Origin of the sequence: Pseudomonas sp. F(2018) (genome assembly GCF_005508865.1) — a bacterium.
Taxonomy (GTDB): Bacteria; Pseudomonadota; Gammaproteobacteria; order Pseudomonadales; family Pseudomonadaceae; genus Aquipseudomonas.
The window spans coordinates 1,061,096-1,077,582 of record NZ_SCOM01000002.1 but is presented as its reverse complement, the minus strand read 5'-3'; the positions used below and the strand labels follow the sequence as shown (position 1 = coordinate 1,077,582).

Genomic DNA, 16,487 nt, shown 5'->3' with positions numbered 1-16,487 from the left:
TTTATTCGTGAAGAAGGGGCCGTTCGGCCCCTTCGTTTTTCAGGCCTGCTCGGCAGCCTTTTTCTCCTGCACGCCGATCTGCTGCGCCAGCTCGATCAGCTGCTCGCGCATCCAGCGGTTGGCGGGGTCCTGGTCGGTGCTCTCGTGCCAGTACAGGTGAGTTTCCAGGGCCGGCACGTCGCTGACCGGTAGTTCCACGTAATGCAGGTTGTGGCGGCGGGCGAAGCGTTCCGGCACGGTCATCGCCATGTCGGTGTTATGCAGCACGGTGGAGGCCATCAGGTAATGCTGCGAGCGCAGGGCCACCTTGCGCTGCAGGCCCATCTTGCCCAGCGACAGGTCGATGTAGCCGAGGCCGCTGCGGCGGCTGGAAATCTGGATATGGGTCAGCGACAGGTATTCGTCCAGGCTGATCTTGTCCTTGGCCAACGCATGGCCGGGGCGCAGGGCGCAGACGTAGCGGTCTTCCATCAGCTTGACGTGGCGCACCTGCGGGTCGGTGTTGAGTACCGCGTCCACGGCGAAGTCCAGGCGGCCGGCGGCCAGTTCCTTGGTGGTCTCGCGGCGCTTGGACTGGAAGCTCTCGATCTGCACCGCGGGAGCCAGCCGGCGCAGGCGCTGGAACAGCGCCGGCAGGAGGATCTGCTCGGACAGGTCGGTCATGCTGATGCGGTAGGTCTTGTTCGCCTGCTTGGCGTCGAAGGTGCGGCTCTCCTGCACCGATACGCGCAGCAGCTGCAGGGCGTTGCGCACCGGGCCGATGATGTTCTGCGCCATCGGTGTGGGCACCATGCCCTGGGCGGTACGCACGAACAGCGGGTCGTTGAAGGTCTCGCGCAGACGGGCCAGGGCGTTGGACACGGCGGGCTGGGTGATGCCGACGATCTGTCCGGCACGGGTCAGGTTGGCCTCGGTATAGATGGCATCGAAGACGATGAAGAGGTTGAGGTCTACCTTGTTCAAGTTCATGGTCTCTCTCCGCGGGATCGAGCCTCATCATATATTGCTTATGAATGTTGATAAGGCAGGAAAATAGCTTAGATAAATCGTGGGTGCTGTTCTAGCATCATTTCCACATCGAAGCCAACCACAAGGTGTCCCCATGGATTTCGCCTACTCCCCCAAGGTCCAGGAACTGCGTGAGCGCGTCACCGCGTTCATGGAAGCCCACGTCTACCCGAACGAAGCCGTGTTCGAGCAGCAGGTCAACGAAGGCGACCGCTGGCAGCCGACCGCGATCATGGAAGAGCTCAAGGCCAAGGCGAAAGCCGAGGGACTGTGGAACCTGTTCCTGCCGGAATCCGAGTACGGCGCCGGTCTGACCAACATGGAATACGCGCCGCTGGCCGAGATCATGGGCCGTTCGCTGATGGGCTCCGAGCCGTTCAACTGCTCGGCGCCGGACACCGGCAACATGGAGACCCTGGTGCGCTACGCCACCGAGGCGCAGAAGAAACAGTGGCTGGAGCCGCTGCTGTCCGGCGAGATCCGCTCGGCCTTCGCCATGACCGAGCCGGGCGTGGCCTCGTCCGACGCCACCAACATGCAGGCCAATGCCGTGCGCGACGGTGACGAGTGGGTGATCAACGGCCGCAAGTGGTGGACCTCGGGTGCCTGCGATCCGCGCTGCAAGATCATGATCTTCATGGGCCTGACCAACCCGGACGCGCCGCGCCACCAGCAGCACTCGATGATCCTGGTGCCGAGCGACACCCCCGGCGTGAAGATCCTCCGCCCGCTGCCGGTGTTCGGTTATGACGACGCTCCGCATGGCCACGCCGAAGTGCTGTTCGAGAACGTGCGCGTGCCGTACGAGAACGTGCTGCTGGGTGAGGGCCGTGGTTTCGAGATCGCCCAGGGTCGCCTCGGTCCAGGCCGTATCCACCACTGCATGCGTTCCATCGGCATGGCCGAGCGCGCCCTGGAACTGATGTGCAAGCGCGCCGTCAGCCGCACCGCCTTCGGCAAGCCGCTGGCCCGCCTGGGTGGCAACATCGACCATATCGCCAACTCGCGCATCGAGATCAACCAGGCCCGCCTGCTGACCCTCAACGCCGCGTACATGATGGACACCGTGGGCAACAAGGTGGCGCAGAGCGAGATCGCGCAGATCAAGGTGGTGGCGCCCAACGTCGCCCTCAACGTGATCGACCGCGCCATCCAGATCCACGGCGGCGCCGGTGTCTCCAACGACACGCCGCTGGCGTACTTCTACGCCATGCAGCGCACCCTGCGCCTGGCCGACGGCCCGGACGAGGTGCACCGCGCCGCCATCGGCAAGTTCGAGATCGGCAAGTACGTGCCGCGTGAGGCGATGAAAGCCAGCCGCTGATTCATAGCCGCTGCAATGCACAAGGCCCGCGTAAAGCGGGCCTTGTCGTTTCTGAAAGATGTATCTCGTTGCGCTTGGTAGGGTGGCCTCGCCGCGCAGCGGCAGCCCACCTAATGCTCTTCGTCACCCTCATCGCGCAGCTGCTGGCGCAACCAGCTGAAGCGCTGGTGCAGCTGGGCGGCGAAGGTACGCGCCGCCAGTTCCTCATGGAAGGTCAGGGTCCTGCGCCCCAGGCACACCAGCCACAGGGTGCGGCCTTTGCTTTCACGCAGCTCGATACGCACATCAGGCATCAGGGCCCGGTCTCCTGGTTGCGGGTCTTCAGCAGCGACAACAGCACACCGCCGGCCAACAAGCCAAAGGTTACGCCGAGCGAGAGCAGGGCGGGAATCTTGCCGATGAAACCGTGCAGGAAGATCTTGCCGCCGATGAAGATCAGCACCAGCGCCAGGGCGTACTTGAGGTAGACGAAGCGGTGCATCAGCGCCGCCAGGGCGAAGTACAGCGAGCGCAGGCCGAGGATGGCGAAGATGTTCGAGGTGTAGACGATGAACGGGTCCTGGGTGATGGCGAATACCGCCGGCACGCTGTCCACGGCGAACACCAGGTCGGCTAGCTCGATCAACACCAGGGCGAGGAACAGCGGCGTGGCGTACAGCAGATGCTGGCTGGCGCCTTCCGGGCGCTTGCGGATGAAGAAGTGGCCGGCGTGCAACTCGTCGGTGACCCGCATGTGCCGGCGCAGGAAACGCAGCATAGGGTTCTGCGACAGGTCCGGGTGCTGCTCCTCGCGGCTGAACATCATCTTCACCCCGGTGAACAGCAGGAAGGCGCCGAAGATATAGAGGACCCAGTCGAACTCCTTCACCAGCGCCGTGCCCAGGCCGATCATGATCGCCCGCAGCACGATCACCCCGATGATGCCCCAGAACAGCACCCGGTGCTGATAGCGCCGGGGAATGCCGAAGAAGCCGAAGATCATCGCCATGACGAACACGTTGTCCATCGACAGCGATTGCTCGACCAGGAAGCCGGTGTAGAACTCTAGGGCGCTCTGCGCGCCCAGCTCGTACCAGACCCACAGGCCGAACAGCACGCCGACGCTGAAGTAGCCGCTGTACAGCAGCAGGCTCTCGCGCATCTCGATCTCGTGCTGGTCGCGATGCAGGATGCCCAGGTCCAGCACCAGCAGGGCGACGACGATGCCGAGGAAGCTCAGCCACAGCCAGGTGGCGGTGCCGAGCATGGGGGTATTGAGGAATTCGAGTAGCTGGCCCATCGGCCCCTCCGTCGCTGTCAGTCAGACAGTGACTCCGACATCGCGGCGAGGGTTCGCCGCCAGAGGGGCCCGGCGTCACTGAGGGCTGCGCATGCAGCCGTCAGGAACAAGGCTAGAGCGGGTGACGTGCTCCGGCAAATCGCCGAACGTTACAGGCGGTTGCGGGCTAGTAGACCCACACTTCGACGCGGCGGTTCTTCAGGCGCCCGTCGTCAGCGCTGTTGGCCGCCACCGGCATCTGCTCGCCGAGGCCGGTGATCTCACGGAAGATCACGCCGCCCTTGGACAGGTCACGGCGCACGGCCATGGCGCGCAGCTTGGACAGCAGGGCGGCGCGCTGCGGGTCGCTCTTGGCATCGCCGAAGCCGACCAGCACCACCTTCTGGCGCAGCTTGTCGTTGGCCTTGAGGTAGTCCAGCAGCCGGTCAATGTCGCGTTGGGCCTTGTTGTCCAGCTCGGCGCTGCCTTCCTGGAAGCGGAAGTTGACCGACAGGCGCTGGGCCTCCTCGGCTAGCTTGCGGTAGTCCGCCGGCATCTGCGCAGAGGCTTCGACCTTGACCGCCTGCACGGTCTGCGGAATGAAGCCGGCCTTGGCCACGATGGCCTGGCCGGCCGGGCTATGGGCGAACTGCACCAGCGACTGCACCCACTCGTTGGTGGTGCCGGGCGGGTTGTACAGGAACAGCCGACGCGACAGCGGGTAGTCCTCGGTGGCGATCAGCGTGGTGCTCGGCAGCATCGGCTGCGACTCACCGTCGGCTATCGCCAGGGGCTTGCTCTGGCGCACGTAGGGCAGGCCGATGAAACCGATGCCGCCGGGATCCTGGCTGACGCCGTCGGACAGCTGGTCGCTGGACTCGAAGCGCTTGGCCGCGCCACCCAGGCTCTTGCCGTGGGCGGCCAGGACCAGCTCCTTGAAGGTATCGAAGGTGCCCGACTTGTCGTCGCGGGCGTACAGCTGGATCGCACCGGGATTGCCGCCCAGTGCGCTCCAGTCCTTGATCTCGCCGGCGAACACGGCGGCCAGCTGTTCGGTGGTCAGCGCGCTTACCGGGTTACCCGGATGGACGATGATGGCCAGGCCGTCGATGGCGATCACCTGCTCGGCGCTGGCACCGCGCATATCGCCAAGGGGCTGCAGGGTCGTGGCCTCGGCATCCTTGATCGGCCGCGAGGAGGCGGCCAGGTCGGCGCTGCCGTCCTGCAGGGCGACGAAGCCGGTACCCGAGCCGTGGGCCGCCACGTTCACCTGCAGGGTGCGGCCCAGCTTGTCCTCGGCCAGGACGCGCTGCTCGTTCTCCGCGCCTTTTTCGATACGCACGTTGGCAAAGCCCTGGCTCTCGTACAGGCCGCCGACCAGTGCCGGGCCGAGCTTGGCGCCGATGGTGTTGGAGCCCTGGATACGCATCAGGGTGGTGCTGTCGGCAGCGAACACCGACCAGGGCAGGGCGTAGCAGATGAAGCCGAGGAACAGCCATGCGTAAACATGGCCGAGGTTGTGCCGATCACTGACTGGCAGGGCGCGCGACATGTAGCAGACACCTTCTAGGGGGCTGGGAAAGTGCGCGCAGAATAAGTCGGTTAAGTTGCAGTCAGGTTACAGTGCGCCGCTCTGGCATGCGGGCTGGGCATAAAAAAGGCCACCTTGCTGGTGGCCTGATTCGGGCGCTGCGGATCAGCTCAGCTCCAGCCAGATCGGCGCGTGGTCCGAGGGCTTTTCCATGCCGCGCAGGTCGTAGTCGATGCCGCCGTCCTTGAAGCGCGCCTGCAAGGCCGCGGTGGCCAGGATCACGTCGATGCGCAGGCCGCGCTTGGGTTCGTCCTCGAAGCCGCGGCTGCGGTAGTCGAACCAGCTGAAGCGGTCATTCACCGCCGGGTTGAGGTGACGGAAGCTGTCCGTCAGGCCCCAGCCCTTGAGGGTGGCCAGCCACTCGCGCTCTTCCGGCAGGAAGCTGCACTTGCCGGTCTTCAGCCAGCGCAGGCGATTGGGCTCGCCGATGCCGATGTCGATGTCCTCCGGCGAGATATTGATGTCGCCCATTACCACCAGCGCCTGGGCCGGGTCGAAGCGCTCCACCAGCAGTTGCTGCAGGTCGGCATAGAAGCGCTGCTTAGCAGGGAATTTCACCGGATGGTCGCGGCTCTCGCCCTGGGGGAAGTAGCCGTTCATCACCGTGACCGGGTTGCCGTGCTGGTCGGCGAAGGTGCCGTAAATAAAGCGGCGCTGGGATTCCTCGCCATCGTTGGGGAAGCCCTTGTGCAGCTCCAGCGGTGCCTGACGCGAGAGTAGGGCGACGCCGTAGTGGCCCTTCTGGCCGTGGTAGTGCACGTGGTAGCCGAGCTGGCGGATTTCCGCTTCGGGGAACTGGTCGTCGGAGACCTTGGTTTCCTGCAGGCCGATCACGTCCGGCTGGTGTTTCTCGATCAGCGCCTGCAACTGGTGCGGGCGGGCGCGCAGGCCGTTGATATTGAAGGAAACGATCTTCATGGAGGGCTACCGACAGGGAAAACCGCGATGCTAGCCCAGCTCCCGCGCGGCGGCCAGCGTCTGGCGAGGGTAGGGCGGCGGTGCTACCTTGGCTGGCGACCCGTCGGATGCATAACAACAAGAAACTCCCAACAAGAGGTCAGCCTGATGCCGCACCGTACCGCCGAAGTCCGCCTGCTCGATCATGGCTACAGCCGCGAGGCCCGCTCGCTGCTGTATCACGCCTACCGCCACGACCCGACCTTCGCCTACCTGTTCGAGAGCGAGCGCCCGGGCTTCGACCAGCGCGTGCGCGCCACGGTGCGCGAGCTGGTGCAGCAGCACTTCGCCGAGGATCTACCCGCCATCGGCCTGCTCATCGAGGAACGCCTGGTGGGCATTGCGTTGATCGCGCCGCCGATTCGCCGGCTGGGCATCACCGAGAGCTGGGGCTGGCGCCTGCGTATGCTGATGACCACCGGCTTCCGCTGCACCAAGCGCTATCTGGAATACCACGATGCCGTGCTCGCCTGCCTGCCGCCGGGGCCGTATCACGTTCTGCCGCTGCTCGGCGTGCACCCGCAGTTCCAGGGGCAGAAGCTCGGCGAGCAGTTGCTCGCCGCGCTGCATGAATGGTGCGCCGAGGATGCCGGCTCCCAGGGCGTGGTGCTGGACACCGGCAACCCCCACTACCTGGAGTTCTACAAACGTCAGGGTTACGAAGAAATTGGCGAAGTGGCGGTCGGACCGATCCGCGAGCATGTATTCTTCCACCCCAATCCGCAGCCCGCGCAGCAGGCAAGCGCCTGACGCGGGCTTTCCGCCATCAATAGAGAAGGACTCGCAATGGCTCAAGTAACCCTCAAGGGCACCCCGATTCAGGTCGACGGCCAGCTGCCGCAAGCCGGTCAGCAGGCCCCGGCATTCAAGCTGGTGGCCAAGGACCTGTCCGATGTCAGCCTCGCCAGCCTGGCCGGCAAGCGCAAGGTACTGAACATCTTCCCGAGCGTGGACACCCCGACCTGCGCCACCTCGGTACGCAAGTTCAACGCCGAGGCCAGCAAACTGGCCAACACCGTGGTGCTGTGCATCTCCGCCGACCTGCCGTTCGCCCAGGCGCGTTTCTGCGGTGCCGAAGGCCTGGAGAACGTGATCAACCTGTCCACCATGCGTGGCGCCGAGTTCCTCAAGGACTACGGAGTGGCCATCGCCAACGGCCCGCTGGCCGGCGTCTCCGCCCGCGCCGTGGTGGTGCTGGATGAGCATGACAAGGTGCTGCACAGCGAGCTGGTCGGCGAGATCGCCGATGAGCCGAACTACGCCGCCGCCATCGCCGCACTGAAGTAATTTGCGCGTATCACACAACGGCCTGCCATCTGCAGGCCGTTGTCGTTTCTAAATTTCCAACTTCTTGTTACGTCTAAGAAGGGTAAAAAGGCGGTAAAGACCCTTTGCCTGGCTGCTGGGAGTACTTATCGTTCACCCTCCCCAGGATAGTGATCTCGCAAATGCCCGAATCCCGTCGTTTCCCCAGACTCTCTCGCCCCTGGCTGATCGCCCTGGTCGTACTGCTCGGCGCCGTGCTGGTGTGGTGGCTGCTGCCCGGCAAGCCGGAACAGAAGAAGGAGGGTAACAGTCCCTGGGAAGGCCCGGTGCCGGTGCGCCTGACCGAGGTCGGCAGCGGCGACTTCCATATCGAACTCAAGGCCCTGGGCACCGTCACCGCGCTGAACACCGTCAACGTGCGCTCGCGGGTGGATGGTGAGCTGGTCAAGGTGTTCTTCGAGGAGGGCAAGCTGGTCAAGGCCGGCGACCTGCTGGCGCAGATCGACCCGCGCCCGTATCAGGTGGCGCTGCAGCAGGCCGAGGGCACCCTGGCGCAGAACCAGGCGCAGCTGAAGAACGCCGAGATCGACCTGGCGCGCTACCAGGGTCTGTACGCCGAGGACAGCATCGCCAAGCAGACCCTGGACACCCAGCAGGCGCTGGTCGGCCAGTACAAGGGCACGGTGAAGAGCAACCACGCCGCAGTTGCCGACGCGCGCCTCAACCTCGACTTTACCCGGATTCGCGCACCGATTTCCGGCCGCCTCGGCCTGCGCCAGGTGGACCTCGGCAACCTGGTGCGCAGCAGCGACACCACGCCGCTGGTGGTGATCACCCAGGTCGAGCCGATCGCCGTCAACTTCACCCTGCCGGAGAAGGACCTGCCGCCGGTGCTGGCCAAGGTGCGCGCCAACCAGAAGCTGCTGGTGCAGGCCTGGGATCGTGGCGAGCAGCAACTGCTGGCCGAAGGCGAGCTGCACAGCCTGGACAACCAGATCGACGTGGCCACCGGCACCGTCAAGCTCAAGGCGCGCTTCGCCAATGCCGGCGAGGGGCTGTTCCCCAACCAGTTCGTCAACGTGCGCCTGCGCGTCGAGACCCGCCAGCAGGCCACGCTGATTCCGTCCGCTGCCGTGCAGTTCGGCGCCCGTGGCACCTTCGTCTTCGTCCTCGGCGCCGATGACAAGGTGCAGCTGCGCGACATCAAGGTCGGCGCCAGCGATGGCGCCACCAGCCTGATCGATTCGGGCGTCAAGGTCGGCGAGCGCCTGGTGCTGGAAGGCACCGACAAGCTCAAGGAAGGCAGCCAGGTGCAGGTGATCGGCAACGAGCCGGGTGCCCTGGCCCAACCGCAGGGCCAGGCCGCACAGAAGCAGGGCGCATGAACGCCTCGCGCCTGTTCATCCTGCGGCCGGTCGCCACCACGCTGTTGATGGTGGCGATCTTCCTTACCGGTCTGATCGCCTACCGCCTGCTGCCGGTTTCCGCGCTGCCGGAAGTCGACTACCCGACCATCCGCGTGCTCACCCTTTACCCAGGCGCCAGCCCGCAGGTGATGACCAGCGCGGTGACCGCGCCGCTGGAGCGCCAGTTCGGCCAGATGCCGGGCCTCAAGCAGATGTCCTCGACCAGTTCGGGCGGCGCCTCGGTGATCACCCTGCGTTTCACCCTGGATGTGAATCTGGACGTGGCCGAGCAGGAAGTGCAGGCGGCCATCAACGCCGCCACCAACCTGCTACCTGACGATCTGCCGGCGCCGCCGGTGTACAACAAGGTCAACCCGGCGGATACCCCGGTACTGACCCTGGCGATTCGCTCCAACACCTTGCCGCTGACCCAGGTGCACGACCTGATCGATACGCGCATGGCGCAGAAGATCGCGCAGATCAGTGGCGTCGGCCTGGTCAGCCTGGCTGGCGGCCAACGCCCGGCGGTGCGCATCAAGGTCGATCCCGAGGCCCTGGCCAGCCATGGCCTCAACCTGGCCGACGTGCGCGAGCTGATCGCCGCGCAGAACGTCAACCAGCCCAAGGGCAACTTCGACGGCCCGACCCGCGTCTCCCAGCTGGACGCCAATGACCAGCTCAAGTCCGCCGACGAGTACCAGGACCTGATCCTCAAGTACGAGAACGGCGCAGCCTTGCGCCTGCGTGACGTCGCCAGCGTGGTGGACGGTGCCGAGAACGAGCGCCTGGCCGCCTGGGCCGATCGCAACGAGACGGTGCTGCTGACCATCCAGCGCCAGCCGGGCGCCAACGTCATCGAGGTGGTCGACCGCATCCAGCGCCTGCTGCCGCAGATCACCGCATCGCTGCCGGCCAGCCTGGAAGTTCAGGTGCTCACCGACCGCACCCAGACCATCCGTGCGGCGGTCAAGGACGTGCAGTTCGAGCTGGTCCTGGCCATCGGCCTGGTGGTGCTGGTGACCTTCCTGTTCCTGCGCAAGGTGTCCGCCACCATCATCCCGTCCATCGCGGTGCCGCTGTCGCTGATCGGCACCTTCGGCGTCATGTACCTGGCCGGCTTCTCGATCAACAATCTGACGCTGATGGCGCTGACCATCGCCACCGGCTTCGTGGTGGACGATGCCATCGTCATGCTGGAGAACATCGCCCGCCACCTGGAGGAGGGCGAGACACCGTTCAACGCCGCCCTCAAGGGTGCCAGGCAGATCGGCTTCACCCTGATCTCGCTGACCTTCTCGCTGATCGCCGTGCTCATCCCGCTGCTGTTCATGGCCGACGTGGTAGGGCGCCTGTTCCGCGAGTTCGCCATCACCCTGGCGGTGGCCATCCTGATCTCCCTGGTGGTGTCGCTGACCTTGACGCCGATGATGTGCGCGCGCCTGCTCAAGGCCGAGAAGGAAGAGGAGCAGGGGCGCTTCTACAAACGCGCCGGCGCCTTTATCGACGGTCTGATCGCGCGCTACGCCGTGGGCCTGACCTGGACCCTGCGTCACCAGGGCCTGACCCTGCTGGTGGCCATCGGCACCCTGGCGCTGACCGTGGTGCTGTACCTGGCCGTGCCCAAGGGCTTCTTCCCGGTGCAGGACACCGGGGTGATCCAGGGCATCTCCGAGGCGCCGCAGTCGATCTCCTTCAAGGCCATGAGCGAGCGCCAGCAGCGCCTGGCCGCGGTGATCCTGCAGGATCCGGACGTCTCCAGCCTGTCGTCCTACATCGGCGTGGACGGCGACAACCCGACCCTGAACAGCGGCCGCCTGCTGATCAACCTCAAGCCGCACCGCGAGCGCGACGTCACCGCCAGCGAAGTGATCGAGCGCCTACGCCCTGAGCTGGCCAAGGTGCCGGGCATCGCCCTGTACCTGCAGCCGGTGCAGGACCTGACTATCGAGGACCGGGTCAGCCGCACCCAGTTCCAGTTCAGCCTGGAGTCTCCCGACGGCAAGCTGCTGGATGAATGGACGCCGAAACTGATCGCCGCCCTGAGCGAGCAACCGGAGTTGCGCGACATCGCCAGCGACCTGCAGAACCAGGGCCTGCAGGTGTTCCTCAGCATCGACCGCGACGCCGCCTCGCGCCTGGGCGTGAGCGTCGGCGATATCGACGACGCGCTGTACGACGCCTTCGGCCAGCGACAGATTTCCACCATCTTCACCCAGGCCAGCCAGTACCGCGTGGTGCTGGAGAGCGAGGGCGCCGGCACGCTGGGGCCGCAGGCCCTGCAGGGCATTCACGTGGCCACCGCCAGTGGCGGTCAGGTGCCGCTGGCCTCGCTGGCGCGGATCGAGGAGCGCTCGGCCAGCCTGCTGGTCAACCATATCGGCCAGTTCCCCGCGGTCACCGTCTCGTTCAACCTGGCGCCGGGCGTGTCGCTGGGTCAGGCGGTCGAGGTGATCGAACGGGTCGAGCAGCAGATCGGCATGCCTGCCGGCATCCAGAGCCAGTTCCAGGGCGCCTCCGAGGCCTTCCGCGCCTCGCTGTCGAGCACGCTGCTGCTGATCCTGGCGGCCATCGTCACCATGTACATCGTGCTCGGCGTGCTCTACGAGAGCTACATCCACCCGATCACCATCCTCTCGACGCTGCCGTCGGCCGGTGTCGGCGCGCTGCTGGCGCTGCTGCTGACCGGCAACGACCTGGGCCTGATCGCCATCATCGGCATCATTTTGCTGATCGGCATCGTCAAGAAGAACGCGATCATGATGATCGACTTCGCCCTGGAGGCCGAGCGGCACCAGGGCATGGCGCCGCAGGAGGCCATCTACCAGGCCGCGCTGCTGCGTTTCCGGCCGATCCTGATGACCACCCTGGCCGCGCTGTTCGGCGCCATCCCGCTGATGCTGGCCTCGGGCTCCGGCGCCGAGCTGCGCCAGCCGCTGGGCCTGGTGATGGTCGGCGGTCTGCTGCTGAGCCAGGTGCTGACCTTGTTCACCACTCCGGTGATCTACCTGGCCTTCGATCGCCTCTCAAGGCGCCTGCTGGGCCGTAGCGCCTCGGGAGTGGCGCTGGCGCCATGAATCTCTCCGCGCCCTTTATCCGCCGGCCGGTGGCAACCCTGCTGCTGAGCCTGGCGATCATCCTTGCCGGGCTGGTGAGCTTCCGCCTGCTATCGGTGGCGCCGCTGCCGAACATGGATTTCCCGGCCATCGTGGTCAAGGCCAGCCTGCCCGGCGCCAGCCCGCAGACCATGGCCTCCAGTGTGGCCACGCCGCTGGAGCGTGCACTGGGCAGCATCGCCGGCATCAGCGAGATGACCAGCCGCAGTAGTCAGGGCAACACGCAGATCGTCATTCTGTTCAAGATCGGCCGCAACGTGGACGCCGCCGCCCGCGAGGTACAGGCGGCCATCAACGCCGCGCGCAATCTGCTGCCCAGCGGCATGCGCAGCATGCCGACCTACAAGAAGTTCAACCCGTCGCAGGCGCCGATCATGGTGCTGTCGCTGACCTCGCCGCAGCTGGACAAGAGCCAGCTGTACGACATGGCCTCCACGGTGATCGCGCAGAAGCTGGCGCAGGTCCAGGGCGTGGGCGAGATCCAGATCGGCGGCAGCTCGCTGCCGGCCGTGCGTGTGCAGCTGGAGCCGCGCCTGCTCGACCAGTACGGCGTGGCGCTGGACGAGGTGCGCACGGCCATCGCCCAGGCCAACCGCGACCGGCCCAAGGGCGATCTGACCGACGCCGATCGTCACTGGCAGATCCAGGCCAACGACCAGCTGCACAAGGCCGCCGATTACCAGGACCTGATCATCCGCTACCAGAACCATGCGCCGGTACGCCTGAGCGATGTGGCCAAGGTCGGCGACTCGGTGGAGAACCGCTACAGCGCCGGCTTCTATAACGAGGAGAAGGCCGTGCTGCTGGTGGTCAACCGCCAGCCGGGGGCCAACATCATCCAGACCATCGAGGACATCCGCGCCGAACTGCCGGCGCTGGAGGCGGTGATGCCGGCCAGCGCCAAGCTGGAAGTGGCGATGGACCGCTCGCCGGTGATCCGCGCCAGCCTGCACGAAGCCGAGCGCACACTGCTGATCGCCGTGGGCCTGGTGATCATGGTGGTGTTCCTGTTCCTCGGCCGCTGGCGCGCCTCGCTGATCCCGGCGCTGGCGGTGCCGGTGTCGCTGGTCGGCACTTTCGCGGTGATGTACCTGCTGGACTTCTCGCTGAACAACCTGTCGCTGATGGCGCTGATCATCTGCACCGGTCTGGTGGTGGACGACGCCATCGTCGTGCTGGAGAACATCTCGCGACATATCGAGGCCGGCGAGAAGCCCATGGCCGCGGCGTTCAAGGGCGCGGAAGAGGTGGGTTTCACCCTGCTGTCGATGAACCTGTCGCTGGTGGCGGTGTTCCTCTCCATCCTGTTCATGGGCGGCATCGTCGGCAGCCTGTTCGGCGAGTTCGCCGTGACCCTGACGGCGGCCATCCTCATCTCCCTGGCCGTGTCGCTGACCCTCACGCCGATGCTCTGCGCCCGCTGGCTCAAGGCCGAGGAAGAGGAGCACGAGCCGAGCCGCCTGCAGCAGGTAGGTGCGCGGGTGCAGGAGCGCGTGCTGGCGCTCTACGGGCGCAGCCTGGAGTGGGCCCTGGCGCATTCGCGGCTGACCCTGTTCATCCTGCTGCTGACCATCTTCGGTAACTTCTACCTGTTCGCCACGGTGCCGAAGAACCTCATGCCCGAGCAGGACACCGGCCAGCTGATCGGCTTCGTGCGCGGCGACGACGGCCTGTCGTTCCAGGTCATGCAACCGAAGATGGACGCCTTCCGCGACGGCCTGCTCAAGGACCCGGCGATCCACAGCGTGGCCGGTTTCATCGGCGGCGAGAGCGGCATCAACAACGCCTTCCTGGTGGTGCGCCTGAAGCCCATCGCCGAGCGTGATATTTCGGCTCGCGAGGTGATGGACCGCCTGCGCGACGAGCTGCCCAAGGTGCCCGGCGCGCGGCTGATGCTGATGTCCGACCAGGACCTACAGTTCGGCGGCCGCCAGGGGCGCAGCTCGGAAAACGAGTACGTATTGCTGGCCAGCGAACTCGAACTGCTCAATCAGTGGATGCCCAAGGTGCGCGATGCGTTGGCGGCCTTGCCCGAGCTGACCGATATCGACGCCAACGAGGGCGAAGGCGCCCAGCAGATCAACCTGGTGGTGGACCGCGCCACGGCCCAGCGCCTGGGCGTGGACATGGCGATGATCACCAGCGTGCTGAACAACGCCTTCAGCCAGCGGCAGATCTCCACCATCTACGAGACGCTTAACCAGTACAGCGTGGTGATGGAGATCGATCCCAAGTACGCCCAGTACCCGGAGGCGCTCGACCAGATCCAGGTGATCGCCGCCGATGGCCAGCGCGTGCCGCTGTCCGGCTTCGCCCGCTGGGAGCGCAGCCTGGAGGAGGACCGGGTCAACCACCAGGGCCAGTTCGCCGCCGAGAGCATCGGCTACAGCCTGGCGCCGGACGTCAGTCAGGACCAGGCCAACGCGGCGATCCGCAAGGCGGTGGCCGAGCTCAATCTGCCCACCGAGGTGCAGGGCGTGCTCGGCGGCACCGGCGGGCAGTTCGAGAAGGAGGCCCAGGGCCAGCCGGTGATGCTGCTGATCGCCCTGCTGGTGGTGTACATCGTCCTCGGCATCCTTTACGAGAGCTACATCCACCCGCTGACCATCCTCTCCACGCTGCCCTCGGCCGGCGTCGGCGCGCTGGCGGCGATCCTGCTCACCGGCGGCGAGTTCAGCATGGTCTCGCTGCTCGGCCTGTTCCTGCTGATCGGCGTGGTGAAGAAGAACGCCATCCTGATGATCGACCTGGCCCTGGAGCTGGAGCGCAACGAACACCTCAGCCCGCAGGAGTCGATCCGTCGAGCCTGCCTGCTGCGCTTCCGCCCGATCATGATGACCACCCTGGCCGCCATGCTCGGCGCGCTGCCGCTGCTGCTGGGCCAGGCCGAAGGCGCCGAGATGCGCCAGCCGCTGGGCCTGGCTATCGTCGGCGGGCTGATCCTCAGCCAGTTGCTCACCCTCTACACCACCCCGGTGGTCTACCTGTACCTCGACCGTCTGCGCCATCGGGTCAACCGCTGGCGTGGCGTGCGCACTGACGCCGCCCTGGAAACTCCCTTATGAACAGCCTTCGCGTAGGGCGGGTGAAACCCGCGCTCACTTCTCCGTCTCGTCACGCGGGTTTCACCCGCCCTACGGCCCTGGCGCTGGCTGTGCTGCTGGCCGGCTGCGCCGTCGGACCGGATTATCTGCGCCCGGATAGCGCGCCCTCGGCCGAATTCAAGCAGGCCGCCGGCTGGAAGTCCGCCGCACCGGCCGATACCGAGCTGCGTGGCGACTGGTGGAAGCTGTACGGTGATGCCGAACTGGATGGCCTGATCGAGCGGCTCAATGCCAATAACCAGAACCTGGCCAGCGCCGAGGCCCAGTACCGCCAGGCCCAGGCCCTGGTGCGGGGCGCGCGGGCCGGCTTCTTCCCGACCGTCGGCCTCAACACCGGCGTGACCCGCGCCGGCCAGGGCGGCGGCGACAGCACCATCGGCACCACCGGTGGCATCAGCGTCAGCGGCGGCGGTCAGTCGCAGGTATCCAAGAGCTACGAAGCCAGCCTCGGCGTGAGCTGGGAGCTGGACCTGTGGGGCAAGCTGCGCCGCCAGCTGGAGTCGGAGAATGCCGGGCTCGACGCCAGCGAGGCCGACCTGGCCGCCGTGCGTCTCAGCCAGCAGTCCGAACTGGTGCAGAACTACCTGCAACTGCGGGTGCTGGACCAGCAGCAGCGTCTGCTGAACGAAACCGTCGCCGCCTACAAGCAGGCCTTCCGCATCGCCGAGAACCAGTACAAGGCCGGCATCGTGCCGAAGTCCGACGTGACCCAGGCGCTGACCCAGCTCAAGGGCACCGAGGCCGAGGCGGTGGACCTGGAATACCAGCGCGCTCAACTGGAACACGCGATTGCCGTGCTGGTGGGCGTGGCGCCGTCCGAGTTCGAGCTGGCGGTGCGCGATGACGTACCGGCGCTGCCCAGCGTGCCGGTCAGCCTGCCGTCGACCCTGCTGGAGCGTCGCCCGGACGTGGCGGCCGCCGAGCGCCGGGTAATGGCCGCCAACGCCGAGATCGGCGTGGCCGAGGCCGCCTACTATCCGGAGCTGAGCCTGAGCGCCAGCGGCGGCTACCGCAGCGGCGGCCTGGACAACTGGATCAGCTCGCCCAACCGCTTCTGGTCCATCGGCCCGGCCTTCGCCCTCAACCTGTTCGATGGCGGCCTGATCCGCTCCCGCGTCGAGCAGGCCGAGGCCAGCTACGACCAGACCGTGGCCGACTACCGGCAGACGGTGCTGGGCAGCTTCCGCGAAGTGGAGGATTACCTGGTGCAGCTGGCCGTGCTGGAGCGCGAGGCGGTGGTGCAGCAGGAGGCGCTGGACGCGGCCCGCGAGTCGCTGCGGCTGATACTCAACCAGTACCGTGCCGGTACTGTGGAGTTCACCGATGTGGTCAGCGTGCAGACCACCGCGCTATCCAACGAACGCACCCGCCTGACCCTGCAGGGCAGCCGCCTGACCGCCAGCGTGCAGCTGATCGCGGCCCTGGGTGGCGGCTGGCAGGGGCTGCCGGTAGAGGAATAG

General features: G+C 66.2%; 12 protein-coding genes. 7 read left to right on the top strand and 5 right to left on the bottom strand.

All coding sequences use genetic code 11. The annotated features are described in order from the left end of the window. Nucleotides 1–39: 39 nt before the first annotated feature. Nucleotides 40–969 carry a LysR family transcriptional regulator gene (locus tag FFS62_RS13095; protein ID WP_137973243.1) on the bottom strand — a complete coding sequence of 310 codons (930 nt, stop codon included), beginning with the start codon at nt 967–969 and terminating at the stop codon, nt 40–42. A 133-nt stretch (nt 970–1,102) separates the two neighbouring features. Here FFS62_RS13095 and FFS62_RS13090 point away from each other — a divergent pair, with 133 nt between their 5' ends. Next, on the top strand, nt 1,103–2,332 hold the full coding sequence (locus FFS62_RS13090; protein WP_137973242.1) for an acyl-CoA dehydrogenase: 1,230 nt from the start codon (nt 1,103–1,105) through the stop codon (nt 2,330–2,332). 110 nt (nt 2,333–2,442) lie between these two features. Here the strand turns inward: FFS62_RS13090 and FFS62_RS13085 are convergent, their stop codons facing one another. From FFS62_RS13085 to xthA, 4 genes are all read right to left on the bottom strand, one after another. Then, nucleotides 2,443–2,625, bottom strand: coding sequence for a hypothetical protein (locus FFS62_RS13085; protein ID WP_137973241.1), 183 nt, complete (start codon nt 2,623–2,625; stop codon nt 2,443–2,445). Further along, the gene (locus FFS62_RS13080; protein WP_137973240.1) at nt 2,625–3,611 is read right to left on the bottom strand and encodes a TerC family protein; all 987 of its coding nucleotides are present in this window, start codon (nt 3,609–3,611) and stop codon (nt 2,625–2,627) included. Before FFS62_RS13080 ends, FFS62_RS13085 begins: the two co-directional genes overlap by 1 nt. Before the next feature lie 166 nt (nt 3,612–3,777). Next, nucleotides 3,778–5,142 (bottom strand): substrate-binding domain-containing protein, encoded by a 1,365-nt coding sequence (locus tag FFS62_RS13075; protein ID WP_137973239.1) that lies wholly within the window; start codon nt 5,140–5,142, stop codon nt 3,778–3,780. A gap of 144 nt (nt 5,143–5,286) precedes the next feature. Beyond that, nucleotides 5,287–6,099, bottom strand: a complete 813-nt coding sequence (xthA, locus tag FFS62_RS13070) for an exodeoxyribonuclease III (protein ID WP_137973238.1) — start codon at nt 6,097–6,099, stop codon at nt 5,287–5,289. A 147-nt stretch (nt 6,100–6,246) separates the two neighbouring features. Here xthA and FFS62_RS13065 point away from each other — a divergent pair, with 147 nt between their 5' ends. The 6 genes from FFS62_RS13065 to FFS62_RS13040 all read left to right on the top strand — a co-directional run bounded on the left by FFS62_RS13065 (nt 6,247) and on the right by FFS62_RS13040 (nt 16,487). Beyond that, nucleotides 6,247–6,888, top strand: a complete 642-nt coding sequence (locus FFS62_RS13065) for a GNAT family N-acetyltransferase (protein WP_137973237.1) — start codon at nt 6,247–6,249, stop codon at nt 6,886–6,888. Nucleotides 6,889–6,924: 36 nt separating this feature from the next. Then, nucleotides 6,925–7,425 (top strand): thiol peroxidase, encoded by a 501-nt coding sequence (gene tpx, locus FFS62_RS13060; RefSeq protein ID WP_137973236.1) that lies wholly within the window; start codon nt 6,925–6,927, stop codon nt 7,423–7,425. A gap of 161 nt (nt 7,426–7,586) precedes the next feature. After that, nucleotides 7,587–8,789 (top strand): MdtA/MuxA family multidrug efflux RND transporter periplasmic adaptor subunit, encoded by a 1,203-nt coding sequence (locus FFS62_RS13055; protein ID WP_137973235.1) that lies wholly within the window; start codon nt 7,587–7,589, stop codon nt 8,787–8,789. After that, nucleotides 8,786–11,884 carry an MdtB/MuxB family multidrug efflux RND transporter permease subunit gene (locus tag FFS62_RS13050; RefSeq protein ID WP_137973234.1) on the top strand — a complete coding sequence of 1,033 codons (3,099 nt, stop codon included), beginning with the start codon at nt 8,786–8,788 and terminating at the stop codon, nt 11,882–11,884. The genes FFS62_RS13055 and FFS62_RS13050 overlap by 4 nt, the downstream gene beginning before the upstream one ends. Next, nucleotides 11,881–14,988: an efflux RND transporter permease subunit gene (locus FFS62_RS13045; RefSeq protein WP_137973233.1), complete on the top strand. Its 3,108-nt coding sequence runs from the start codon at nt 11,881–11,883 to the stop codon at nt 14,986–14,988. The genes FFS62_RS13050 and FFS62_RS13045 overlap by 4 nt, the downstream gene beginning before the upstream one ends. Beyond that, nucleotides 14,985–16,487, top strand: coding sequence for an efflux transporter outer membrane subunit (locus FFS62_RS13040; RefSeq protein WP_137973232.1), 1,503 nt, complete (start codon nt 14,985–14,987; stop codon nt 16,485–16,487). Before FFS62_RS13045 ends, FFS62_RS13040 begins: the two co-directional genes overlap by 4 nt.